This is a genomic window from Leptolinea tardivitalis, from assembly GCF_001050275.1.
Lineage (GTDB): Bacteria > Chloroflexota > Anaerolineae > Anaerolineales > Anaerolineaceae > Leptolinea > Leptolinea tardivitalis.
The window spans coordinates 235,509-259,106 of record NZ_BBYA01000011.1 but is presented as its reverse complement, the minus strand read 5'-3'; the positions used below and the strand labels follow the sequence as shown (position 1 = coordinate 259,106).

Annotated in this window: 19 protein-coding genes and 1 riboswitch; of the genes, 13 read left to right on the top strand and 6 right to left on the bottom strand. The window is 47.5% G+C overall.

Annotated elements, in window-relative coordinates:
• The first annotated feature begins 6 nt into the window (after window positions 1-6).
• Genes LTAR_RS14065 through LTAR_RS14055 form a run of 3 tightly spaced genes read left to right on the top strand, consistent with a single transcriptional unit; the run spans window position 7 to window position 3,103 of the window.
• Window positions 7-819 (top strand): class I SAM-dependent methyltransferase, encoded by an 813-nt coding sequence (locus tag LTAR_RS14065; protein ID WP_062422900.1) that lies wholly within the window; start codon window positions 7-9, stop codon window positions 817-819.
• Window positions 816-1,637, top strand: a complete 822-nt coding sequence (locus tag LTAR_RS14060; RefSeq protein WP_062422899.1) for a class I SAM-dependent methyltransferase — start codon at window positions 816-818, stop codon at window positions 1,635-1,637. The genes LTAR_RS14065 and LTAR_RS14060 overlap by 4 nt, the downstream gene beginning before the upstream one ends.
• Complete coding sequence (locus tag LTAR_RS14055; protein WP_062422898.1) at window positions 1,634-3,103, top strand: hypothetical protein; 1,470 nt, start codon at window positions 1,634-1,636, stop codon at window positions 3,101-3,103. The genes LTAR_RS14060 and LTAR_RS14055 overlap by 4 nt, the downstream gene beginning before the upstream one ends.
• On the opposite strand, the gene LTAR_RS14050 is transcribed toward LTAR_RS14055, so the two are convergent.
• The 5 genes from LTAR_RS14050 to LTAR_RS14030 form a co-directional block, all read right to left on the bottom strand.
• Entirely contained in the window at window positions 3,092-3,793 is a 702-nt protein-coding gene (locus LTAR_RS14050; RefSeq protein WP_062422897.1) for a lysophospholipid acyltransferase family protein, read from the bottom strand. The two genes, LTAR_RS14055 and LTAR_RS14050, sit on opposite strands and share 12 nt — an antisense overlap.
• A 15-nt stretch (window positions 3,794-3,808) precedes the next feature.
• Entirely contained in the window at window positions 3,809-4,567 is a 759-nt protein-coding gene (locus tag LTAR_RS14045) for an RsmE family RNA methyltransferase (protein WP_062422896.1), read from the bottom strand.
• On the bottom strand, window positions 4,564-5,238 hold the full coding sequence (rsmI, locus tag LTAR_RS14040) for a 16S rRNA (cytidine(1402)-2'-O)-methyltransferase (RefSeq protein ID WP_062422895.1): 675 nt from the start codon (window positions 5,236-5,238) through the stop codon (window positions 4,564-4,566). Before rsmI ends, LTAR_RS14045 begins: the two co-directional genes overlap by 4 nt.
• A 115-nt stretch (window positions 5,239-5,353) precedes the next feature.
• Window positions 5,354-6,583 (bottom strand): methionine adenosyltransferase, encoded by a 1,230-nt coding sequence (metK, locus tag LTAR_RS14035; protein WP_062422894.1) that lies wholly within the window; start codon window positions 6,581-6,583, stop codon window positions 5,354-5,356.
• 73 nt (window positions 6,584-6,656) lie between these two features.
• Window positions 6,657-6,776: riboswitch (SAM riboswitch) on the bottom strand.
• 91 nt (window positions 6,777-6,867) lie between these two features.
• Window positions 6,868-7,569 (bottom strand): flavodoxin domain-containing protein, encoded by a 702-nt coding sequence (locus LTAR_RS14030; RefSeq protein ID WP_062422893.1) that lies wholly within the window; start codon window positions 7,567-7,569, stop codon window positions 6,868-6,870.
• Between the two features lie 128 nt (window positions 7,570-7,697).
• Here LTAR_RS14030 and LTAR_RS14025 point away from each other — a divergent pair, with 128 nt between their 5' ends.
• On the top strand, window positions 7,698-10,343 hold the full coding sequence (locus LTAR_RS14025) for a winged helix-turn-helix domain-containing protein (RefSeq protein ID WP_062422892.1): 2,646 nt from the start codon (window positions 7,698-7,700) through the stop codon (window positions 10,341-10,343).
• Between the two features lie 23 nt (window positions 10,344-10,366).
• Here LTAR_RS14025 and LTAR_RS14020 read toward each other — a convergent pair whose 3' ends face one another.
• Entirely contained in the window at window positions 10,367-11,971 is a 1,605-nt protein-coding gene (locus LTAR_RS14020) for a DUF4153 domain-containing protein (RefSeq protein WP_062422891.1), read from the bottom strand.
• Between the two features lie 158 nt (window positions 11,972-12,129).
• Between LTAR_RS14020 and LTAR_RS14015 the strand changes: the two genes are divergently transcribed.
• From LTAR_RS14015 to LTAR_RS13975, 9 genes are all read left to right on the top strand, one after another.
• Window positions 12,130-12,828 (top strand): CPBP family intramembrane glutamic endopeptidase, encoded by a 699-nt coding sequence (locus tag LTAR_RS14015; RefSeq protein ID WP_062422890.1) that lies wholly within the window; start codon window positions 12,130-12,132, stop codon window positions 12,826-12,828.
• Between the two features lie 61 nt (window positions 12,829-12,889).
• Window positions 12,890-13,630 carry a response regulator gene (locus LTAR_RS14010; RefSeq protein WP_062422889.1) on the top strand — a complete coding sequence of 247 codons (741 nt, stop codon included), beginning with the start codon at window positions 12,890-12,892 and terminating at the stop codon, window positions 13,628-13,630.
• The gene (locus LTAR_RS14005; RefSeq protein WP_062422888.1) at window positions 13,627-15,708 is read left to right on the top strand and encodes a sensor histidine kinase; all 2,082 of its coding nucleotides are present in this window, start codon (window positions 13,627-13,629) and stop codon (window positions 15,706-15,708) included. The genes LTAR_RS14010 and LTAR_RS14005 overlap by 4 nt, the downstream gene beginning before the upstream one ends.
• Window positions 15,709-15,791: 83 nt before the next feature.
• On the top strand, window positions 15,792-18,596 hold the full coding sequence (locus tag LTAR_RS14000; protein ID WP_062422887.1) for a hypothetical protein: 2,805 nt from the start codon (window positions 15,792-15,794) through the stop codon (window positions 18,594-18,596).
• Between the two features lie 93 nt (window positions 18,597-18,689).
• Window positions 18,690-19,139, top strand: a complete 450-nt coding sequence (locus tag LTAR_RS17300) for a hypothetical protein (protein WP_139044568.1) — start codon at window positions 18,690-18,692, stop codon at window positions 19,137-19,139.
• A gap of 6 nt (window positions 19,140-19,145) precedes the next feature.
• Entirely contained in the window at window positions 19,146-20,204 is a 1,059-nt protein-coding gene (locus LTAR_RS13990; RefSeq protein ID WP_062422885.1) for a zinc-binding metallopeptidase family protein, read from the top strand.
• Window positions 20,205-20,206: 2 nt separating this feature from the next.
• Window positions 20,207-21,280 (top strand): M42 family metallopeptidase, encoded by a 1,074-nt coding sequence (locus LTAR_RS13985; RefSeq protein WP_062422884.1) that lies wholly within the window; start codon window positions 20,207-20,209, stop codon window positions 21,278-21,280.
• A 33-nt stretch (window positions 21,281-21,313) separates the two neighbouring features.
• Window positions 21,314-22,309, top strand: coding sequence for a M42 family metallopeptidase (locus tag LTAR_RS13980; RefSeq protein ID WP_062422883.1), 996 nt, complete (start codon window positions 21,314-21,316; stop codon window positions 22,307-22,309).
• On the top strand, window positions 22,310-23,593 hold the full coding sequence (locus LTAR_RS13975) for an ABC transporter substrate-binding protein (protein WP_062422882.1): 1,284 nt from the start codon (window positions 22,310-22,312) through the stop codon (window positions 23,591-23,593).
• The last annotated feature ends 5 nt before the right edge of the window (window positions 23,594-23,598 follow it).

Sequence of the window (23,598 nt, the reverse complement as noted above, 5' to 3'; positions counted from 1 at the left end):
GTTCGCATGAAAACCATATTGACCGTGGAAGACGTGATCCGGCAGGCATCTGCCAGTGATGCTTATCAAGACATCCATATGGATGTGATCCGGCGGGTCTGTGAAACCGAAGGTCGAAAAGGATTACAGGGACGAGAATTGGTCAAATCCATCCGCAGCCGGCTGCATCAAATTGGCGGCGCCTACCTGCCTACCAACCTGGATCCAGAAATCTTCAAAACCGAGTTGGCAGTTTTACCGCGAGATATCACATCCTCTGAAATCCGTCAGTTTTGCCTTAAGAAGATGGAACAACATGCATCCACGAAAGAACGTCTACCCCTTTTGGATCACTTCTTTCAGGAAATCATGGCTGGTCTCCCGGTGATTCATTCCGTGCTTGACCTGGCCTGCGGTCTGACTCCTCTTTCACTCCCCTGGATGCCCCTGGAACCGGATACCCCTTATACAGCCGTGGATATGTACAACCGGATGGCTGTGAACCTGCAAGAATTCTTTGATCACACCAGAATTCCCGGGAAAGCCGTTGTCGCTGATATTGTCACATTCCCATTGGAGCAGTCATACGATGTAGTGCTTCTGCTGAAAACCCTACCCTGCCTGGAGCAGCAGGGAAAAGGTATGGCAGCCGCCCTGGTCAACCGCCTTAAGGCAAAAACAATCATCATCAGTTACCCGCTGCGTACATTAGGCGGCAGCCGTAAAGGACTGGGGGCTACATACGAAACTGACTTCAACCGGCTGGCCGAAGGGCGCAACTGGCAGATAAGCCGGTTCGAGTTCACCAACGAGCTTGTTTTCCGGTGCTGCCAGCCATGAAAACATCCAACGAAGATCCGGTTGAACTGGCACAATCCATACTTACCAGCCGGAAGTACAAAGCGCTGAACCTTCCGCCGGAGACTGTCATTGATCTGATCCGGCATGCCTTAGATCACGGCCTGAAACCAGTTCAGGCTGTGGATGACGCCCGCGAGAAACTGCACATCATTGTGGCACCTTATCTGGGAGACCCGGATTATCCCCAGACCATCAAAGAGCTGGAATTGATGGGGACGTTCACAAATGCCGACTCATTGCGCACTTTCAGTCTAAAAATGTTGGAAAGCCATGCCTCCACCCGCGAACGTATTCCCTTATTGGATCATTTTTATCATCAGATTTTTTCGGTGACCGGTGTCCCTCATTCCCTGCTGGACCTGGCCTGCGCCATGCACCCCTTTGCTTACCCCTGGATGGACTTTCCATCAGACAGCCTCTATCAGGCTTATGACCTTCATCAGCCGCGGGTCAACCTGATCAACCAGTATTTCCATGCCGCACGGGTCAATGGGCAGGCATTTTACGGTGATATTCTTCTAAATCCCCCTCACCAACAGGCAGATGTGGCTTTCTTTTTTAAAGAAGCCCATCGTTTTGAACAGCGGCAAAAAGGCTGCAACCGCGCTTTCTGGCAGGCCTTAAATGTGCATTGGCTGGTCGTCAGCCTGCCGGCCACCAATTTAACCGGCCGCTTCGACCTGGCAGACCGGCAGCGGAAACTGGTTTACGAAACATTATCCGGCCTTGATTTGCCGGTAACGGAAATTCTGGTTGGTAATGAACTGATCTTCTGTATACAGAAAGATTCGGCATGAAACAAAAAAGAGCTTTCCCTGCAGATCCCATTGGTCGTTACCGTGAATTGTTATCCGAAAAAGAAGCGGCTTTGCTTGAATCGTCGCTTATTAATCCTGCGCCCACAGCCATACGAGTCAATCCGTTGAAAGCCGAGCCTCGGCAGCTATCTGAAGAGATGAGCCATAAATATCAATGGGACCTTCAACCAGTACCTCATTGCCGGGATGGCTTCACAATGACATCGTCTTTGATTCCGCCAGGGCACACTCTGGAAGGACGGCTGGGATATTTCTACATTCAAGATGCCGCGTCCATGCTGCCGGTAGAGTTATTTGAACCGGTTGAAACAACCGAACCTCTCATCCTTGATCTGACGGCTTCTCCAGGAGGGAAAACAGCACACCTGGCTTCCCGATTTCACGACCGGGGGTTGATCCTGGCCAATGACGGCACCTCCTCACGCATTCCTGCTCTGACCTCAACATTAAAAAACTGGGGGGCAGCCTGCAGTGCCGTCACCAATTTTCCCGGCGAACGCTTTGGACAATGGTTTCCAGAGACATTTGACCTGGTTCTGCTGGATGCCCCGTGCAGTATGGAAAACCTGCATCCCGGTGAAAAGAACAAACGAGATATTAAACCCCCAGAACGCAGCCGTCTGGCACAGCGTCAGGTGCAATTGTTGATGAGTGCCTTACAGGCCTGCAAGGTGGGTGGGCAGGTCGTTTATTCCACCTGTACGCTGGCCCCGGAAGAAGATGAAGGCGTCGTTGATACCATCCTCCGCCTGACCGGACATGCCGTGACTATAACGCCTGCCGCCCAACGGCTTGGAGTACAGGCTCCCGGCCTTGAAAGTGCCTTCGGACAGACTTTTTCACCGGAAACCGTCAAGTCATTGCGCCTGTGGCCCCATCGATTGAGAACCTCCGGCTTCTTTTCAGCTCATTTCCGCAAGAATTCATCTCTCCCCGGCCAATCCAGGGAGTCCCCCACCCGACCTTATTTACCGTCGCACATCATTCCACTGGGCAGGAAAGATCAAGAATTTTTAATATCGCATTTTGCGGCAAACTATGGTGTTGATCTGACGAATCTGTTGGAAGGACAGGCATTAACACTCGGCTTATTCAAACAGTCGGTATATCTACTCCCGCATATATTGGAGAATTCGTTTGCCGGTCTGCCTGTTAATTCGAGTGGACTTCGTCTGGGTGATTATGCAGAATCGGGATTTGAACCGAGCCTGGAATGGACCACCCGGTATGGCAAATTGATAACCGGAAACCGGTATAACCTTTCGCCGGATAATTTTCTCCGCTGGTCACGTGGAGAAGACGTGCCTTATGAAAATGCCGTCGAACCCGCCAGAGGAACCATACTGGTGATGATCAGCCCGGAAGGATATGTTGCAGGAACAGGCCGTATGTCCAGCCGCGGAATCAAGAATCTCCTTCCCCGGCATCTGGCATTAAAGTCCTGATTCCTCAAACGTGGTAAATTCCAGATAATTCGTGGTAGCCTGGCTCAGGTCAGAATATACGCCCCGGTATTTTTCCGGCAGCAGCATGGCAATGCGGTACATGACTTCATCTGTAATGATCTGTCGTTTTTCACGGTCCAGGTCACGCATGGTAGCTTTGATCCGGAAAGGTTGCCCGATTTCCAGATAAAAATCAGTTTTCCGGAAGCGGCGCATGTTTTTCCAGAAATCTTCATGTCCGTGGAATCCCACTGGAACAATTGGAACACCAGATTTAACCGCTAACGGCAGAATACCCGGTTTACCACGCTGCATCACTCCATCATGTGATCGCGTGCCTTCCGGTAATATCGCCAACATCTTGCCTTCTTTCAGGGCATCCAATGCCAGGTTCATGGCGGTGTTATCCACCGTGCCTCGTTTGATCGGAATGGCTCCCCAGGCTTCAGAGATCATGCGTTTTATGGGGTTGGTGAAATTCTCTTCCTTGCTCAGCGTGGTAAGCGGGCGCGGCTGGATATATGTGAACATCACCAGTCCATCCATTGTATTGACATGGTTCCCGGCGATCAGAAATGGCCCTTTCATGGGGACCTTTTCAAGTTGCTCGAGATGCGGCCGGATGGTCAATTCGCAGTAAGCCCGCACAATTCGGTTGACAAATTTTTTTGAAAATAACACGTTATCCATCCATCCAAATTTATTTTATAAATCCATACTGCCCAGCTCTCCGGCAGCCGCCATGAACACCGCACAGGCAGCCAGAACGGCTGTTTCCATACGCAGTATGCGTGGTCCAAGCGATACAGGTTGCAAACCCGCCTGTTCAGCAAGATTCACCTCATCTTCACTGAATCCGCCCTCCGGACCCACCAGCAGGAGCCAATCTTTCTCTCCTGAAATCAGGCTGTTTTGTAAAGAAGCGGCAAAGTAAGAACCCTTAACTTTCTCATGAAGAATATAACCCCTGCGACCCTGATTCTGTTTCAGAAAATCATCCAATTTTTGCGGATTGTTGATTGAAGGTATCAATCCCCGTCCGCATTGTTCAGACGCTTCCTGTAAAATTTTATTCCAGCGGTCCATTTTTTCTTCCCGACCGCGAGTATCCTGCACCAGTGAACGGCTGGTTACTACTGGAATGAAATGCCTGACGCCGAGTTCACAGCCCTTCTGTAAAATCCATTCAAATTTTTCGCGTTGTGAGAGCGCTACACATAGCGTCAGGTTAACTTTCGGTTCACCGGTTGCCGGGGAAATTTCACCCGGTTGGCCGGTCACCTGTTTTGAATCAATATCAAGCAGTTCTACAGAACGGCAGTGACCATTGTTATCCAAAATTGTAACCATCTGCCCCGATTTTAACCGGAGTACACTGGTAATCTGTTTCGATATGGCCGGCGGAAAGAACGTTTCCGCCTGATTAAATACATCAAGTGGGACGAAGAATCGGTTTCCGCTCACAGGTTGGCCTCAAACCCGGCAATCACCACAGTGAATTCTCCGCGCAGATCCATGGTGGCAGATTTCTCCACCAGTTCTGACAACGTTCCCCGTACCACCAGCTCAAATTTTTTGGTCAGGTCATTGGCCACAGCGGCAGGCCTGTCTCCATAAACCGCCAGACAATCCTTCAGGAATTCGACCAGTCTGAAAGGGCTTTCATAGAAGATCAGTGTATGAGGAGATTGTTCATCTACAGCCAGGAATTTCCGCCGGGCAGAACTTTTTCTCGGAGGGAAACCTCGAAACGTAAAGGAATGCACCGGCAGGCCAGAAAGTACCAGTGCTGTAATCACCGCTGTTGGGCCGGGAATAGCCGTTATTTCCACACCTGCTTTCAATGCTGCCCGAACCAGCCGGTATCCGGGATCAGACACAGAAGGACTGCCGGCATCTGAAACCAGGGCAACATTTTTCCCCTCCAGCATCATACCTACCACCCGGTCGGCAGCTTTCTCTTCATTGTATTCATGGAATGCCATCTGAGGCTTTTTGATCTCAAAATGTTTTAAGAGAAAGCCAGTTGTACGGGTGTCTTCGCTGACAACGAGATCAACGTTTTTTAACGTTTCCAGTGCGCGGAGGGTGATATCGCCCAGGTTGCCGATAGGTGTGGCTACAAGATAGAGCATGGTTGAATTATAAACGGTTGTCCTGTCATGGATGAATCAACAGAGGCAGGTTATCGAACCTGCCTCTGTCATTTGTCTGAGGTAACGGCGTTTTCCTCAGAATAAGTAGACGAGATTATTTGGAAGCTTTTGCGGCGGCCGCAGCTTTCAAAGCCTCTACTTTGTTGGTTTTTTCCCAGCTCAAATCCAGGTCATCACGGCCGAAGTGACCGTACGCGGCCACCTGCTGGTAAATAGGTTTGCGCAGGTCAAGATCACGAATGATAGCGCCGGGGCGCAGGTCGAAGGTTTTGCTGATGATCTCGGCGATATCTTCATCAGCGATCTTGCCGGTGCCGAAGGTTTCGACGTTGATGCTCAAAGGATGGGCCACGCCGATGGCATAGGCCACCTGGATTTCACAACGGTCAGCCAGACCGGCAGCTACTACATTCTTGGCAACCCAGCGGGCAGCATAAGCCGCAGAGCGGTCAACTTTTGTGGGGTCTTTGCCTGAGAAGGCACCGCCGCCATGCCGACCGGTTCCACCGTAGGTATCAACAATAATCTTGCGGCCGGTAACACCGGCATCGCCCATAGGTCCGCCAATAACAAACCGGCCGGTGGGGTTGACATAGATCTTCAGGTCACCGTCAACGATGATGCCAGATTCTTTCAGCACAGGATCGATGACATATTTCTTGACACCGTCGAAGATTTCCTTCTGGGTTACATCTGGATCGTGCTGAGTGCTGATGAGAACAGTGTCGACGCGATAGGGTTTTCCCTTGCGGTATTCAATTGTCACCTGGCTCTTGCCATCGGGGCGCAGCCACGGCAGAGTGTCATTCTTGCGAACTTCGGTGAGTTTGCGGGTAAGTTTGTGGGCCAAATAAATCGGCATGGGCATGAGAGCCGGGGTTTCATTGCAGGCAAAGCCGAACATCATACCCTGGTCGCCGGCGCCAATTTTGGCGATTTCATCTTCTGAAGCCTGACCTTTTTTAACTTCGTCGGCTTTAGAAACACCCATATCAATGTCACCAGATTGTTTGGCAATGGCAACCTGTACACCGCAGGAATTGCCATCAAAACCTTTGGAGCTGTCATCATAACCAATATCCGTAACAACTTTTCGAACCAGCCGATCGAAATCGATGTGGGCATTGGTGGTAATTTCGCCCAGCAGCATGACAAAACCAGTCTTAGTGGCGGTTTCGCAGGCTACACGGGAATAAGGATCCTGGGCAAGGCAGGCATCAAGGACAGCATCGCTGACCTGATCGCAGATTTTGTCAGGATGTCCTTCGGTCACCGATTCGGATGTGAACAGGTATTTTTCAGAATTCAGGAATGTGGACTGCATGTTTTTCTCCTTTAATTAAAGAAATTTGCCCCTTCCGGTACTGCGAGGGGCAAGAATTTTCTTTTCGGTCGCCCTCTCATCTCCCAGAATTTCTCTGCCGGAATTGGCACCTGAGCATCGCTGATCCACATATCAGTTTTGCCAGGTTGCCGAGGTATCATCGGGCCGGTCCCTCCACCTCTCTGGATAAGAGTGCCTTTAGAGGCTATTGAATTATTTTACGACTATAACACGTGTTTATTCTATCGTCAAATTAGAGAATGTTAATTTTTGGCTTTTGAGAGTTATTGAATAGGACCATTGTAAAAAGTCGTTTTACCAGAAAATTGCTCAACAAGTTGTTTGCCCCAGGTGTGAATAACCTGCCAATCCCGCCAGTCTCCTTCACGCATAAGCCCGGAGGAATCCATTGAAATGAGAAAACGCCAGAATGGAGCTATTTTCTTATAATCCACCTTTCCAGCAAACATAGCCTCACTAACCGGTTCTGGCAAAGAAACTTTTAAAGGTTCCAACATTTTTCTTGTTTTATTTTGGTTTTCAATTGATGGATCCCGCATGTAGACCCCGGTAGAGAAATACGCGATTTTCTTATCAGAGATATCCCGTTTATATTTTGAGATGAAGTTCATCATTTCATTCAATGGCTTTTCAAATCGTAAAGCTGTTCCCAAAACAACAAACTCGTATGGTTTCAGAGTCTGAATCTCATCAACCGGGAAAATATCTACAGCAAAACCGCCTTTACTTAATTCCTCCCCCAGGACGGCCGCTATCTCACCTGTTGAACCGCATTTACTCGCATATGTTACTAACATTCTTATCATTTTGTCATCCTTTGTTATTATTTTTCTTGGGAATTCAATCTCAGGTTCCATCAAAGCACGTTTTCCGGCATCAGCGCCTATGATTCCGGTTAATCCAATCACTCCCGCGGTTATCGCTGCCTTTTTTAAGAATAACCGTCGACTAATTGTCTCTTCCATGGTTTCTCTCCTGCTATCAATTGACCTGCTGACTGTTCAACTTTATCCGTAAAGGCTCATATTGAAATCAGGCTTAAGTAGAATTTTCACCGACTGATTCCAGATCAACCGGTATACTTAAGTTCTATATGGCACACAACCAAGTGAAGGCACAATCCTTCAGGCCTTCTTTTTCTGGTAAAACAATTCCCCGTCCCGGCTTGTTTGAAAAGCTGGATGGAGCTGTGAAACGTGGACGACAATTGGTCTGCCTCACTGCTCCGGCCGGGTATGGAAAAACTGTATTGATCTCATCATGGCTTAAGACATACGATGGGATTTCAATATGGGTTCCCTGCGACTCATTAAACATAGATTTCCCGCGTTTTATTTTTCAACTTGTTGCATTGATCCAAACCCGACTGCCTGGATTTTGCTCTGAGATTACCCCACTCCTATCCAACATTAAACCGGATGAATTTACCGCCCTTCAAAATTGCTTCTTCGACTGTCTTTCTTCCGTTCCAGAACCTATCCTTTTCTGTTTTGACGATTTTCACCTGATTGAAGAACCTGAGATTTATCGGTTTCTTGTGTTGCTGGTAGATCGATTACCAGCGGTGGCAACGATCATTCTGATCAGTCGTACACGGCCGCCACTTCCAACAGCACGTTTTCGAGTTCGTTGTCAGCTTCTCGAATTGACAGCCGCTGATCTGCGTTTTTCTTCAGAAGAAACGAAAGCGTTCATCCAGGCTAACCATGAACTTAGCCTGACTGATGACGAAATCAACACATTGACAGAAAAGACAGAAGGTTGGGCAGCGGCCATTCATCTGGCGGCCATGGTCATCGCATCTGGCAAAACAGGTCACGAAACAGATTCATTCATTCGGTCAATTTCAGGGAACCAGGAATACATTACCAGTTACTTGATGGATGAAGTTTTTTCTCTTCAAGAAGGATCTGTTCAGGATTTCTTGTTAAAAACCTCGGTTGTGAATCGATTCAATATTTTCCTGGGTGCCGCTCTATCTGAAATCTCGGCAGAAAAAGCAGATTCCATAATGAATCGGCTTATACAAAACAACCTGTTTTTTTTACCCCTTGATTCAAATAATCAATGGTTCCGATACCACCATTTGTTTTCATCTTTTCTTCGTTCCCGTCTTGTCTTAAAACAGTCGGTGGATGTCGATCACTTGCTATATATCGCAGGGGTATGGTTCCAAACAGAAGGATATCTGGAAGAAGCCGTTGATTGCGCTCTTCAAAGGGAAAGACACGATCAAGCGGTGGAAATAATTCTTGAAAATTGGCCTCGCATGTTACATGAGGGCAACATCGATCTGATGATCAACTGGTGTAAACGGTTGTCCTCGTCAGTGTTTATTTCCTACCCCGGTATAAATATCGCATATGCCTGGGCATTGATGCTGCAAGGAGATTTCTCCAGTGTCCCATCAAAATTGAATATGTTTGATCGCGCAACCGGTGAAAAATTGCGTTTAAATCCTGATTACTCTCGAACTCTCGAGTGGAAGCAATGGCAAATTGAAAAGATGCTTCTAACGGCTCTGCTCGAGTATTCCCGGCATCAGAGTGAGTCTGGATTGGAGTTTGCCAACAAGGCGAAAGAGACAGCACACCCGGATTTTCCACTTCTGGAAGGCAATGCATGGATCATATCCGGGCATCTTTATAAACAAATGGGGCAGATTAGCGAATCATTATATGCTTTTCAAACAGGTATCCCTATGACCTGGCGGGAAGGTAACACTCAAGCATTGATTGGCGCTCATACTGCGTTGGCCAATCTGCTGGCAGACAGGGGAGAATTAATAAAAGCTGCCCAAATATGCCATGATGGGATCAGGCTGGCAGCCGAAAATCGTATGGCAGAAACACCGGCTGCTGCCCCGCTTTATATTGCATTAGCATACATATTAATTGAAATGAACAGGCTTGATGAAGCCGAAGAAATCCTTAACAAGGGTCTTACTGCCGGTCGCATCAATCACTCTCTGCTTTTTCTATTCAATTCAGTAATTTCACAGATCAGACTATTGATTGCCCGAGGGAAAGCTGATGAAGCTCTCGAGGTTGTGGATGGAGTCTCACATTATATAACCCCGGATAATAATTCTCAGGTTTTCGCTGATCTGCAAGCGATTCGCTATCTGTTAATTTTTAATACAAGAATCAGAGAGGTACCAGTTGAATTGCCGGTAAGTGATCTCTCTCCCTGGCTTTATCAATTCCACGCGTCACATACCTCCATTCTCATTCATATTCGTGCTCTGGCAGCCGCCGGTAAGTTGTCTGATGCATTAAATTATGCGAATCAGTGCATTCCTCTATGCCAAAAATCGGATATGACCGGTGTTTTAATTAAATTCCTTATCGTTAGATCGAGGATTCGTGATGCCATGGGGGATTTAACAGGTAGTAACGAGGATCTTCTCCTCGCGCATGAATTAGGTGATCCACTTAAGTTTATTCGATCGTTCATGGATGAACCTGTCTACCGTTTTTCTGTGAGAAGTCTTCATTCATCAACTCTTCTACATAGTGGAAATGACATGATCATCCCCCTGACGTCACGGGAGGAAGAAATCCTCGGTTTGATTAAACAGGGGTTATCAAATTACGAGATTGCCGCGCGGTTATCCATTTCACTGTCCACGGTAAAGAAACATATCTCATCCATTTTTAGAAAAATCGGGGTGACAAGTCGATCTCAGGCAATTGTTGCTCAATTGAAAGTAAAAAAACAAGAGGATGCTGATATATAAATCAACACCCTCCTGTTTTCAGGTCAATCCATATCTTGGTAGGATTTATAACAATCTTTTTCGCCAAACGGCGTTTTTACTGTGTTTGCCCGCCACCCGCCTTCAGTATTCTCAATAAGCTGGTATTCTTTAAACTCAGGTGCCGCTTCTCTTAAGACATTAACCGCTGTGTTGTATGAAATATTAAAACCCGTCCATTCCCATTTATCGAGATGTCCTTCCATCTCAGCACTACGGCAGACCATTGATACACCCAGCAGAGTCTTTACCTCTGGATCGTTTGTTGCACGGAATTCTGATAAAGCCTGAGGAATACTGTCAGTAGACAATTCCTGAAAATACATATAGTCCAATTCTTCACCGGCTCTGGCTCGTTCAACATTAGCTCTGACGATAAATCCGTCAATATTGATGAAATTCAAAGTCGCACCGAACCCAACCAGCACAATCAGGGCTGCCATAGCAAAACCACGGCGATAATTTATTATCTCGAGGACGATGACGGCGGCCAGCAATATTCCAAGCCAGACCATGAAAATATGGCTGTATGTCCTGGATCGCGTAAAACCATAAGCGGCTTCCAGCAGACTAAGTCTCTGGAAAGATGAAACCAGAATCACAGCCACAAGACAGACCAATACCAGTCCAAGTCCTGTGAACCATTTCTGTTTACCCGGAGACTCCCGACGCGTGACAGCACTCAGCCCCAGGAAAAGGATGAGACTGAGAATTGCCACAGCAATTAACTCGCCAAATCCTCGCCGGGCATATTCGGCATACGTGAAGCCATCTACGACTATATTGGTTTGCCCGCCAAAGAAATATTTAAATTGGACCACCACAAAAAAAGCAAACAGAATATTTACACTACCAAGCACAATGGCGCTTTCAGTGAAACCCAGAAAAGCCGGGAACCAGGGTTTGTCCATACCAATCAGGTCTGAGCGGTGACTTTTTTCCAGGCTGTAAAGATAAACACCGGATAACAGGTAACCAATGATACCGACCATGGCGAGGCGTACGGCGTATTCCATGAATTTATTAATATCAAGAATCCGCTCCAGCTCTTTTGAAAACACCGGGTCGGCAGACACCAGCAGCAAGGCGAGAAAAAAGACAATCGGGAACGCCAGTAACACTCCACGAAATATCGCCCAGAAGGATATGGCTTTGGGTTTCTTTGGAGCATCAACATCCTTATGATCCTCCACTTCCATCTTGCGCGAAGTTGCCAGCAGCGAGCTTCCCCCCGCCAATGTGCCGGAAACTAAACGGGCGATTCCCGTAACCATATCCGCCAGACTATATCGGATCCATAAACCGCTGGAAAATGTAAGCGCTAGCAGCCCCAGTCCAATCAGTGACAATAACACATTGATAAAGGTCGTGAATGGCTCCTCACGAATGAAAATCATGGCAGAGAAGAACAGTGTAATTCCGGCCATAAGCCAGGTCAGACCAGCCGGTTTGCGTCCTTCCAGATATGCCAGAACAAATCCGGCCGCAATCAGGACAAAGACAAACAGGAAGTAGGATATTCCCACTGGTTTTTTCCAGAATAACAGGTCAAAACACAGACCCAGGGCAATCGATATCCAGAGAATACGTGATGGTTTTTTTATTTGCATTATGGTTCTCCTTTGGAATAAGAATAAGCCTGGAGAAAAAATAAACCAGCCTCTCAGAATACAAAATCCATGCACTCAAGTGCTTAATTCCTGTCATTTTTTGAAGTACCTTCTATTCCGCCTGTGCAGATAATTTTTCAAAGAAAAGAACAAGGAACATGAAACTCTCAATAAACAATTTGCCATTCAATACCCGGTTTGCATGGTTAATCGAGTTGACAAAGATACTCCTGGCGCTGATTGGAATTCAGTTGTTCCGTTATTTTATGTATAGAATCATGGTTGGCCTGGGTTCAGTCAGTCAACTATTTGAACCTGCCGGGGACATTACCAACGGATTAACAATGCTACTGACCGGACTGGGCCTCTGGTTGATGGTTCGTCACAGTCTTGGCAACCCCGGGTTTTCGAAATTTACGATCTCTTCCAAAGGTTTCATCGGCATGATGGCGGGTCTGGCTATTTTTGTCGTGATGGCCGGTTTTAATATCTGTATGGATCCCCGTCAATTCATTCCAACCGTTTTATCGTGCCTTATTTTTCCCTTCTTCGAAGAACCCATCTTTCGTGGTTGGATCTGGAAGCGCATGAGTTCGGTGCTGCCGGCAAAATGGAATGGCATATCCACCATACTCCTGACCACCCAGCTGTTCGCCCTGTGGCATCTGGGATACTGGGATGTCGTGGCCATGCATGTATCTTCCAGTACAACTACCTCCGGTCTTATCCATATTATGCTGATGAAAATGGTGATTGCTTCGATAATTGGCCTGTGGACTGGCTTTTGTCGTTGGAAAACCGGGAACCTGTATGGATCAATTCTGATTCATGCCTTCTGGAATCTGTTGGGAAGATAAAGCGCGGCGATGATGATTTCTCCTGTTTTCAGGCTTACCGGCCTGACACTATAATTAGCTCATGATTCAATTATTGCTGGTGGAAGATAATCAACGCCTTCGAGCAGCTCTCAAGACCGGATTTGAAGCATCTGGCAGCATCGTTATCTGTGCCGATACAGATTCAGGAGAAGAAGCTCTTCATTTGGGAATCAGCACCAATCCTGATGCTGTCTTGATGGATGTACGATTGGCAGGCAGCCTCAACGGGATTCAAACTGCCGTGGCGTTACGCCGTGAGATACCCCGTCTGCCGGTGGTTTTTTATTCCATCCAGGATGATGACCAGTATTACCGCGATTTCAGGGCTTCCGGGATTCTGAGCCATTACGCATATGTGCGCAAATCCAATTACCTGCTTCCAGAGATGATCATCCCTTTGATTTCTGACGCCATTGCCGGACGGTCTTTCATTGATCCTGAAATTGAAGAACGCGTTCATGAAGTCCGCAACCTTGACGAACAGGATCCACTCAGCCTCCTTGAACCGAATGAACTGGCCGTGATCAAAATGATCGCCCAGGGACTAACCAATGAACAGATTGCCAGCCGGATGGGCTTTCAAGACAAGCGCACCATCAGCCGGACAAACGGGAGTATTTATGCCGCCTGGGGGTTGGCCGATACAACCACCGACGAAAAAGTAGCTCGCACGCGCGCCGTCATTATTTACCAGACCCATCGTTTGATTCAATGGGACACGGAAGGCCGTCCATTCGTATTGGATGCTGCCCATAACTGGATCCCCTGGGAGGGCGGATGAGCGGCCTGCCGCTTTTAGATTGGCCGGCGTTAACCTTATCCATATTTAATGCCTTTATTTTGTGCTGGCTCGGATTTACTGTATTACTCGAAGCCGACCGGCGCGCCTGGGGTGTCTGGCTTTCAGCAGAAGGACTATTGCTTGGGGCAATTTTTTTTATTGCCCATACTGCCATTTTGAGAAGCGGATGGGATTGGAATAATCCGTTGATTAATTTCTGGTGGCGCGCCGGATGGTGGCCGTTGATCCTTTCTCCCTTTGCCTGGTATTGCGTCATCCTCTGGTACTCTGGTTTCTGGGATAATGCGGAGTCGTCATTACACCACCGGCAGGCTTCCTGGTTTGGGCTGGTACTGGTGATTACTGCCTTCCTGTTGGCCTGGATGGCGCTGGCAAATCCGCTTCCCGATCTGGATGACCAAATGGGGACCTTTGCCGGATTTTACGGGCTTGCCATTGCATTTCCGGTTTATATTCTTCTCTGTATTCTGCTATCGCTGGATGCGATTTTACGCCCGGGGCCAACGGCACATTTTATGGGTAATGAAGCCCGCCGGATTGCCCGCCCCTGGCTGACGGCTTCCACTCTGGTTTTATTGCTGGTTTGTTTTCTCGTTGCTTTTGCCCTGATTTGGGGAATCAACACATTTGAAGCCGGCTATAGGAACCAGGTTTTTTCTCCTTCCATTCTCCTACCGCTCACTGAATTGGATGTGATTATCGAAGTCTTGATCACCATTGCCATACTGCTGATCGGACAGGCAGCCATGGTATACGAGGTGTTCAGCTCAATTCCACTTCCAAGATCAGGACTGCGAAAACGCTGGTCGTTTGCCATTGTAACCGGGGCATTGTTGGCCTGTGTTCTTTCTTCTGTATTCCTTTTCTTCACACAGCCAGAACTGGCTTATCTGGTTCTCATCCCCCTGATAACTGGCATTTTAACAATTCAGAATCATCTTTCGGTCAAAGACCAGATAATTCAAACGGAACAGCTGCGCAGATTAGCCCGGCCGCAACAAATCTATGAGAGTATCTTTTCAAATTCACAGCAGGATGTGCCATCCAGCAACGGATTGGAAGAATTTGCCTGGATCTGCACCGATCTAATTCAGGCAGAGAAAATTATCCTGTTGCCATCTGGAGTACTTAAGAGTTTCCTTCCAGACATCGTTATCTTTCCAGAACAATCAGCTAAAAACACACCTCCCATACCAGCAGAATGGGTGGATGAAACAACCCAACCCAAAGCCCTGGTGCCGGAAAATTGCGATGGTTTTTACTGGGCCATTCCACTGGTTTCTAGGCGAGGTCTGGATGGATGGTTGTTTCTTGGAAAACATATCAATCATGGATTTTATACAAAAGAAGATATTGAAATTGCCCGATCTGCTGTGGAACGCTGGATGGACAACCAGTCTGCCGCAGAGATTGCCCGCCGGCTGGTTTCACTTCAACAGGAAAGCCGGATCAGTTCGCGGCTTCTGGATCAGAAAGCCCGCCGGATTCTGCATGATGACATTCTGCCGCTTTTGCACACGGCTTTGATATCTGACTCAAAAAGCCCGGCAGCCATACAAATCACTGAAGCACATCATCAAGTATCTCAACTCCTACGAGAAGCCCCTCCCCCGCCTCCTCCCGAAATTGCCGCGCATGGGCTATTCACTGCCATTCGGCAAATTGCCAATAGTGAGGCAGAATTTCTTCATGCTGACTTGAACGTGGATGTTGATCCCCAGGCTGAACAGGCAGCCGCTTCTCTTTCTGCGGATGCGGCAGAAGCTGTTTACCATGCGGTCCGTGAATCTCTTCGGAATATACAAAAACATACCCATCTCCCAGAAGATGAAAGGCTGAAAATAAAAATAACCTCAAAAGCGGATGGGCTTCTCTTCATTCAGATTGAAAACAACGGCACAGATCGGTATGACAATAAATCCGTAACAGATGGCGGACAGGGGATCAAACTTCACAATGCCATGCTGGCCGAATTTGGAGGCGGTATGCGCCTTGAAAATCCGTCAGATAGAATCGCGAGGGTCACAATAGTTATTCCGGTGAGAATGGTTGATTGATATTTTCTCACTTGATTAACACAATTCAACTATCTATAGTTAATTCATTCATAATTTCATACTAAAAACTCACGGAGGGTTTGATGAGTCCATCAGCCGTATACAAGCCGCCTGTTCCAGAGAAGAAAAATCCTGAAACACCGACCCCTGTTATCCCTCCTCCGATTCCAACTGAAGTTCCTGTCTCCCCGGCACCCGTTATCCAGTCAAATCCTCCAACCATTCAACCCCAACAATCACCTTCATCAAACAAGAAAAATACCCCGCAAACAATTCTTCTGATAGCAGCCGGATTGTTCCTGTCCGCCGTTGTTATGGCAGCCGGATTTGCCTTTGGATATTTCCTGGTTTCGACTATTCTTGCTTCATCTACTGATCAACCATCGGTGAACACTGGTAACCGCCCTGAAACTGTCTATAAAAATTTCACCCTGGTTAAAGAAAATACGATCAAGGTTGATGGGAAACTGCACACAGATGACAAAGGTGTGGGATTGCAGGTCAACCCGATGGAAGGCAAAGCCAATGTTCCATTAAGCCTTACAGCCAGCAAACCAGATAAAAATTTTACCCGTGCCTTTGATGACCAATATTCCGTCGAATCTCTCGCCTACAACCTGTCGGCCAAAGGTGCAGCCGATACAGCCCGGCAAGGAACACTGGTCTTTCCGGCAAAATCACCGGATGACCGGCTGGCAGTCGTTATCGATAATCAATTTGTCGGGATTCTCTCTATCACTCCTCAAGATGGCAAATTGACCATTAATTCACGGGTAGATTTGCCCGGCGGCGACCCGGCTTATTCTCCGAAAGATACAATTACGGTGCCAACCAAATATATGGTTGTTCGACCGAAAAAAAGCAATCTTCTGCCTTCACAAACCAGTCAACAGATCACGACCAGGGGAGGCGGGCTTCAATCGCCCAATCATGAGGAGACACTGGAATCCTGTGGAACCTGGTATCACAATTATTGCTGGAAGAATAAAGAAGCCAGCATAATGATTTTTTTTGACAAGAAAACCAACCTGCCCTATCCGTTCATAGATTTGATAACCACCTCAAAAACCGCTTTGGATAAATACCTGAAACTTGGTTTTACCGGTGCGAATTATTCAAAAGATAATCCACTGTATATCGTTGTCGGAGGTAAGGAGGCTCCGTATTACAGTTCAATAACGGGGAACATCTATGTACCTGTTGATACTCTTGAAAATTCAAATGATTCGCGAACCCGGTATATGCTGTCTCACGAACTCTTCCATTGGACAGAAGATGAAACCTATGCCATGACAACAGACGGAATGTCTGGTTCAACCTTCTGGTGGTTGGAGGTGGCCGCAGAAAATGCCGCCTATCAGGTTGATCCCCAGTTCATCAATAATAACCTGGAGAAATATGGGCGCACCGAAACACAGGGGAAACTTGGTTTCTTGCTTGAACCATTCAATTGGGTCAAAGGAGAAGAAGCCAGATATGTTCATGGTCAGAGCCTTTATGTGGGTCTATGCAATGGTGGTCAAGGTTGTTCTATTAATCAAGATGAATTTGTCTTTTATATAAATAAGGCTGGTAATCCTTTTGAAGAGGCATCGGCCAAAGAACGATTCATGGCAAACGCAGATGATGTCGCCAGATACCTGATTGGCATTCCTCCGCAAAACAGCAAGACCGATGCTGAAATACCCGAAGCCGTGAAATCCGGCAAGCTGTATGGTGATTTCATCCATGGGAAACAAAAAGGCGATGGCATCGAATTCCAATTATCCAAATCCGGTCCGAACATGGCCAGGAGTGAACAGGGAGTAATAATTACACAAACAATCCCGGCCGGAAATGTGTACCCACTTCGGGTAAGCAATGGTGCCAATGGACCGGATGAAACAGGGATTCCTCTAAAATCAGGCCCGCCAATCTATTTACGGATAGATGCGGGTCAAAACTACTGGGTAAAAGCTGGAAATAATGCACCGTTTGATGGCAGCGGGAAAGGACAGCTCATGCTGGGCCCAATTCACGATAAATTTGGTCTGGATTCTGTCCGCGTAAATGCCTATGCAAAATCAAAATCGTCTGAATTTCACGCCGCCGTAGGCATTGTTGACCTGAGTGGAGACTGGTTCGGCCAGGATGTGGAAATTGTAGGGCAAGAGAATTCATGTCCCGATACATCAGTAGATGAAGATAGCAAATATAGAGACTCTGATCCATTTCTGGATATCCTTTCTGCCTATGGGACATTTATTAAGAATAAAGATGATCCTTCCGGAAGGACACTGGAATGGAAACAGGATAAACCTATTCCAGATTTTACAGGAACAATTCTGGCTAAAGCCATTGTCGGAGCAGATGATATCCGTGTCTCCTATATGATTGATATTCCCAAGAAAACATCCAGTCTGTTCGAACGGCAATTTGTCAACTATCCTGGAAAAAAGGATACTGAAAATCCGATCCCGGCGTGGGGATTTGCCGTCATACCTGGTCTTTCACTGGTAAGTTATCCATTCTGGAAGAATCGACGCAAAGGATTGATGTTCATCATTATTTGTTTGGTGCTGGTACTCCTGGTTACATCCACCGGCTGCGGTTTGAAAAATATATATGGAAGAATTGACGGACTATACATATTCACGAAATTGGAATACCCGGAAAAGGATTTCAGTTATCCCACCAATGGAGATACGTACTGGCTGCTTTCTGAGGGAACCGGCACAGTCAAAATGGACATTTTCAGCATATCCTACGTGAATCTCTTCGATAAATCCAAAGGTACCACGGAACAGGAATGTGTTACCACACTTCGATATAAGATGAATGGAGCCGTTCAGAAGGATGGGATTTTTACTCCGGCTGATCTGGACCTGGGTGGCAGTAATTCGGAGTGAAATAAAGGGATGAATGAGGATGAGGGTCATTATTCCCCGGACTTGCATCACCTTTAACGTGGTGATATCATCATTCACACTATGCAAGGGATATTGGACACACTTCGTAAGGGTGGCCGTGAAAGAACAAGAACCATCCTGCTCTTAATCATTGCAGCCACGATTCCCTGTTATTGTCTTGGGTTGGTCACACTCTGGGGCAGCCGGTTGATGATAGGCCCGAAAGAGGTCACTGCCACGCCGACTATGACGGTGACTTTTACACCTGTTCTTTCTCCGACACCTCAGACCTTCACCCCGACCATCACTCACACACCAACGAGTACCTTTACCCCCACTCTTACCCGAACACCTTTCATGACGTTTACTCGTACCATAACGAAAACATTTACAGAGGTACCTCCTCCTACCAATACCAAGATTCCCACGGAAACACAGGTTCCACCTACGTTAACAAATACGATGGAACCTCCAACTCCCACATCTACCGAAATCCTGCCAACTGTTGTAAATATAACGGAAACAGCGACAACTGAACCTTAAACCATTATGTATGATTCCCTTCCTTTTCTGAAAAAAATTCTGGCTCTTCCGGGCTTATCCGGATATGAAAGCCCTGTACGTCAGGTTATTGCTGATGAATGGGGTCCATTTGTCGATGAGCTTCAAACCAGTCGGCTGGGAAACCTCTATGGAATCCGCCGCGGCACAGCCTCAGAACCTCGACCAAGGATTCTGCTGGCAGCTCATATGGATGCCATTGGTTTGATGGTCACCCAGGTGCAGAACGGTTTTATCCGATTCACCAGAATCGGTGGGGTTGATCCACGGATTTTGCCAGGCCAGAAAGTGATTGTTCATGGCCGCCGGGATTTGCCCGGTGTTATCGGACAGCCGTCTCCACGCCTGCTTCCTGAATTTATCGGCAAAAAGACCGTCCCCATGGAATATCTTTTAATCGATGTCGGTTTATCTACCGAAGAAACCAGAGCACTGGTTCGAACAGGTGACCCTATCTCCTTTGCGCAACCTCCGATCGAATTGACAGATAACACGCTGGCCGGTCATACACTGGATAATCGCGCCTCGGTAGCTGCGTTAAGCGTTTGCCTGCACGAACTTTCGACCATACGACATACCTGGGATGTCTGGGCGGTTGCCACTGTACAGGAAGAAGAGACTCTGGCAGGAGCCATCACATCACCCTACGATGTCCGACCTGATATTGCCGTGGCCATCGATGTGACCTTTGCAAAAGGTCCCGGCGGTGGTGGATATAAGACTGTTCCTTTTGGCAAAGGTATTACCCTGGGCTGGGGACCGAATACACACCCTGCTATATTTGAAGTATTTAAGAAGGTGGCTGAACACCTGGATATCCCCTTCCAGACGGAAGTCTCACCAGCTCAATCCGGGACAGATGCCATGGATCTACAGGTTTCCGGTGCCGGCCTGCCATCACTTTATATCAGCATTCCCATCCGGTACATGCATACGCCTGTTGAACTTGTATCAATGAAAGATATCCAGCGCGCCGGGCATTTACTGGCACAGACAGTGGCCAGTCTTGAAGCAGATTTCGTTCAGCAAATCCGGTGGGAGGATTGAAAATGACTTCCGAACAAACAAAACCCCTCTCCCGCCATTTCATTGATCTTGTCGAAAAACTATCCAACGCATCCGGGGTATCCGGTGCTGAGGGAGAAGTCCGGATTGTTGTAAAAGAGTATCTGGACTCGTTGAAAATACCCTATAGGGTAGATGCCCTTGGGAATGTTCTTGTGGAGCATTCCTGCGGCAAACCGAATGCATTCCGGCTGATGCTGGCGGCCCATATGGACGAAGTTGGGCTGATGATTGTGGAAGAAGAAGAAGGCGGTCTTTACCACTTCGAAATTGTCGGAGGGATTGACCTGCGTGTTCTCCCTGGGAAAACAGTGCTTGTAGGGAAACAACGTATTCCAGCCATCATCGGGGCCAAACCCATCCATTTGACGGAACCAGATGAACGTAAAAGTCCGATTACACTCGAGAATTTGCGCATTGACCTGGGGCCCGGTGGTGCCGGAAAAGTCAAGCCAGGCGAACGGGCTGTCTTTTCAACGGAATTTCACGATAACGGTTTCAGCTTTACCGGAAAGGCTCTGGACGATCGACTGGGTGTAGCCATACTATTGACTCTGCTGGAAAATCCGCCGGAGAATATTGACCTTCTGGCTGCTTTTACTACACAGGAAGAAATCGGACTTCGCGGTGCACGGACGGCTGCCTATGCCTTTAATCCTGATGCTGCCATAGCTGTGGATGCCACTCCAGCCAACGATTTACCTGTGTGGAATGACGATGAAAATATCGGGTACAACACCCGAATGGGATTCGGCCCGGCGTTGTATGTGGCAGATGGCTACACGCTATCTGATCCGCGTCTTGTCCGGTTGGTACAAGATTGTGCACAAAAGTCATCCATTCCCTACCAGATCCGTCAACCTGGCGGCGGAGGGACGGATGCTGGTTCCATCCATAAACAGCGTGAAGGCATACCCAGCATGTCAATATCCGTACCCATCCGGTTTGCCCATACACCCTGTTCCGTTGCCTGGCACTCGGATATAGCTGGTATGGTTGACCTGCTTCAATCCGTGCTCCATACGATTAATAACGATATTCTCGCATTACCACGCTAGACCAAGAATAATACGATTTTCCAGGAGACTGGCATGAAAGAATTGATTCAACAACTGGTCGAAACCACAGGTCCATCAGGATATGAAAGTAAAGTACGCGACCTTGTCATAGAAAATATCTCTCGTTATACAAAAGATGTTAAAGTTGATGCTCTGGGTAATGTGATTGCCCACATGGGGAACAAGAAACCCGGCGGTTTGAGTATTATGCTATCCGCCCATATGGATGAAATTGGAGTGATTGTCACCCATGTGGATGACAATGGTTTTCTCCGTTTCACCACCATCGGCGGTGTCAGAGCAGTCAATTGTATTGGCGGGCGTGTCCAATTCTTGAATGGACTTCACGGTGTGATTTTTGTGGAAAAACTTGAAAATGCGAATCAGGTCCCCACGTTTGATCAGTTATATATTGACTGCGGGTTTTCAACCCGGAAGGAATGTCCACTCCAAGTAGGTGACCTTGCTATCTTTGAAAGACCATTTATCGATATGGGAAAACGGATTGTATCCAAAGCGCTGGATGACCGTATTGGTGTGGCTATTCAAATTGATGTAATGCGCCAGTTGAAACAAACGCCTCATGATGTATTCTTTGTCTTTAGTACCCAGGAAGAGGTTGGCACCCGCGGTGCAACGACTTCAGCCTATGGAATTAATCCAGATCTTGGAATTTCCATTGATGTCACAGTAACCGGTGATACACCAAAATCCGCCCGTATGTCAGTATCGTTGGGTAAAGGACCGGCAATAAAAGTACGAGACAGCGGGATGCTGGCAGATCCCCGTCTTGTTCAACATTTTATACAAATCGCCGAATCAAAGAAAATTCCGTATCAATTGGAAGTCCTTGAAGGCGGCACAACAGATGCACGGGCTATTCAAACGAGTCGTGCCGGTGTTCCATCAGGTAGTATTTCGATCCCATGCCGGTACGTTCACTCGCCTTCCGAAATGGTTGATATGGATGATGTAGAAAACGCTGTTCGATTGATCCTATCATTCCTCAGTGATCCAATAAATCTATAAATGCGATTTCTCTCATTAATTCTGATATCTTTGTTGCTAACCGGATGTTCCATTCTTCCGGCATCAACTCCTACGCCTGAGCTTCCGACGGTTGAGACTCCTGAACCAAGCCCGGTAAGTCCAACCGCTACAAGCATTCCGCCAACAAAGAATCTGCAAAAATTGACCATCTGGGTTCCTGTGCAATTTGATCCAGCGGGAAAATCTCAGGCTTCTGAATTGCTGCAAAAAACGATTTCAGAATTCGAGGAACAAAATCCCGGGGTTAGTGTTGATATTCGGGTTAAAGCTGACAGCGGAACCTCGGGATTACTGGAAACATTGACACTTACCTCTGCCGCAGCTCCGGATGCCATGCCATCTCTGGCGCTTCTTAATCGGAGTCAAATGGAAGATACCGCCCGAAAAGGGATCATTTTCCCTTATGACGGGCTCTCAAATGTGCTGGATGAAACAGACTGGTATCCCTTCGCCAGAGAACTTTCCACATTCCAGGATGACACTTATGGTTTGCCTCTAACCGGTGATGCCCTGGTGTTGGTCAATCGCAGTAATCGTCAGGCTTCTCAAGCTCCAACCTGGGAAGATATTAAAAAATTAGGAACGTCAGTATTATTTGCAGCAGCAGACCCACAAGCGGCCGTTCCGCTGGCTTTGTATCGGTCCGCCGGTGGAAGCACCCAGGATGTACAATTCCTTCCGCAAATCCAAACAGAAAAACTGGAACAAACACTTTCACTGCTTGCTTCCGGTGTGGAGAAAAATGTATTTCCAACCTGGTTGATCAATTACCAGACCGACAAACAGGTTTTTGATCTTTTTATTAACCAGCAGGGAAATTGGGTAATCACCTGGTTGTCAAATTATCTTGCGGTAAAACCAGAAGACACCAGCATATATGCGGTTCCGTCGCTCGGCGATGAGAGTGCCACATATGCCAGCGGCACAGTCTGGGCACTCACTGATACCAATCCTGAACGGCGGCAATTAAGTGTGCGATTGGCTGAATTTCTCACTCGCAGTGAATTTCTGGCAAAATGGAATCTGATTAATAACAGCCTTCCCCCCCGGCCGTCTGCGCTGACTTCCTGGCCGGATACTCCTCTCAAGTCTCAACTAAACCTGATTGCACTGGCAGCAGAAATCCGCCCACCGGCTGAAATCATGGCTACACTGGGTCCTGCTGTACAGGAGGCAACCATCTTGATCCTGAAAAAACAAAGTGATCCTGCCAAAGCGGCTAATACAGTACAAGAACGCCTCGCCGCTCCGGCGTCAAAATAACTCCG

Excerpts from the sequence above, each read along its gene's own strand:
- LTAR_RS14065 (WP_062422900.1), top strand. The coding sequence starts at position 7 with ATGAAAACCATATTGACCGTGGAAGACGTGATCCGGCAGGCATCTGCC.
- LTAR_RS14060 (WP_062422899.1), top strand. The coding sequence starts at position 816 with ATGAAAACATCCAACGAAGATCCGGTTGAACTGGCACAATCCATACTT.
- LTAR_RS14055 (WP_062422898.1), top strand. The coding sequence starts at position 1,634 with ATGAAACAAAAAAGAGCTTTCCCTGCAGATCCCATTGGTCGTTACCGT.
- LTAR_RS14050 (WP_062422897.1), bottom strand. The coding sequence starts at position 3,793 with ATGGATAACGTGTTATTTTCAAAAAAATTTGTCAACCGAATTGTGCGG.
- rsmI (WP_062422895.1), bottom strand. The coding sequence starts at position 5,238 with ATGCTCTATCTTGTAGCCACACCTATCGGCAACCTGGGCGATATCACC.
- metK (WP_062422894.1), bottom strand. The coding sequence starts at position 6,583 with ATGCAGTCCACATTCCTGAATTCTGAAAAATACCTGTTCACATCCGAA.
- LTAR_RS14030 (WP_062422893.1), bottom strand. The coding sequence starts at position 7,569 with ATGGAAGAGACAATTAGTCGACGGTTATTCTTAAAAAAGGCAGCGATA.
- LTAR_RS14025 (WP_062422892.1), top strand. The coding sequence starts at position 7,698 with ATGGCACACAACCAAGTGAAGGCACAATCCTTCAGGCCTTCTTTTTCT.
- LTAR_RS14020 (WP_062422891.1), bottom strand. The coding sequence starts at position 11,971 with ATGCAAATAAAAAAACCATCACGTATTCTCTGGATATCGATTGCCCTG.
- LTAR_RS14015 (WP_062422890.1), top strand. The coding sequence starts at position 12,130 with ATGAAACTCTCAATAAACAATTTGCCATTCAATACCCGGTTTGCATGG.
- LTAR_RS14010 (WP_062422889.1), top strand. The coding sequence starts at position 12,890 with ATGATTCAATTATTGCTGGTGGAAGATAATCAACGCCTTCGAGCAGCT.
- LTAR_RS14005 (WP_062422888.1), top strand. The coding sequence starts at position 13,627 with ATGAGCGGCCTGCCGCTTTTAGATTGGCCGGCGTTAACCTTATCCATA.
- LTAR_RS14000 (WP_062422887.1), top strand. The coding sequence starts at position 15,792 with ATGAGTCCATCAGCCGTATACAAGCCGCCTGTTCCAGAGAAGAAAAAT.
- LTAR_RS13990 (WP_062422885.1), top strand. The coding sequence starts at position 19,146 with ATGTATGATTCCCTTCCTTTTCTGAAAAAAATTCTGGCTCTTCCGGGC.
- LTAR_RS13985 (WP_062422884.1), top strand. The coding sequence starts at position 20,207 with ATGACTTCCGAACAAACAAAACCCCTCTCCCGCCATTTCATTGATCTT.
- LTAR_RS13980 (WP_062422883.1), top strand. The coding sequence starts at position 21,314 with ATGAAAGAATTGATTCAACAACTGGTCGAAACCACAGGTCCATCAGGA.
- LTAR_RS13975 (WP_062422882.1), top strand. The coding sequence starts at position 22,310 with ATGCGATTTCTCTCATTAATTCTGATATCTTTGTTGCTAACCGGATGT.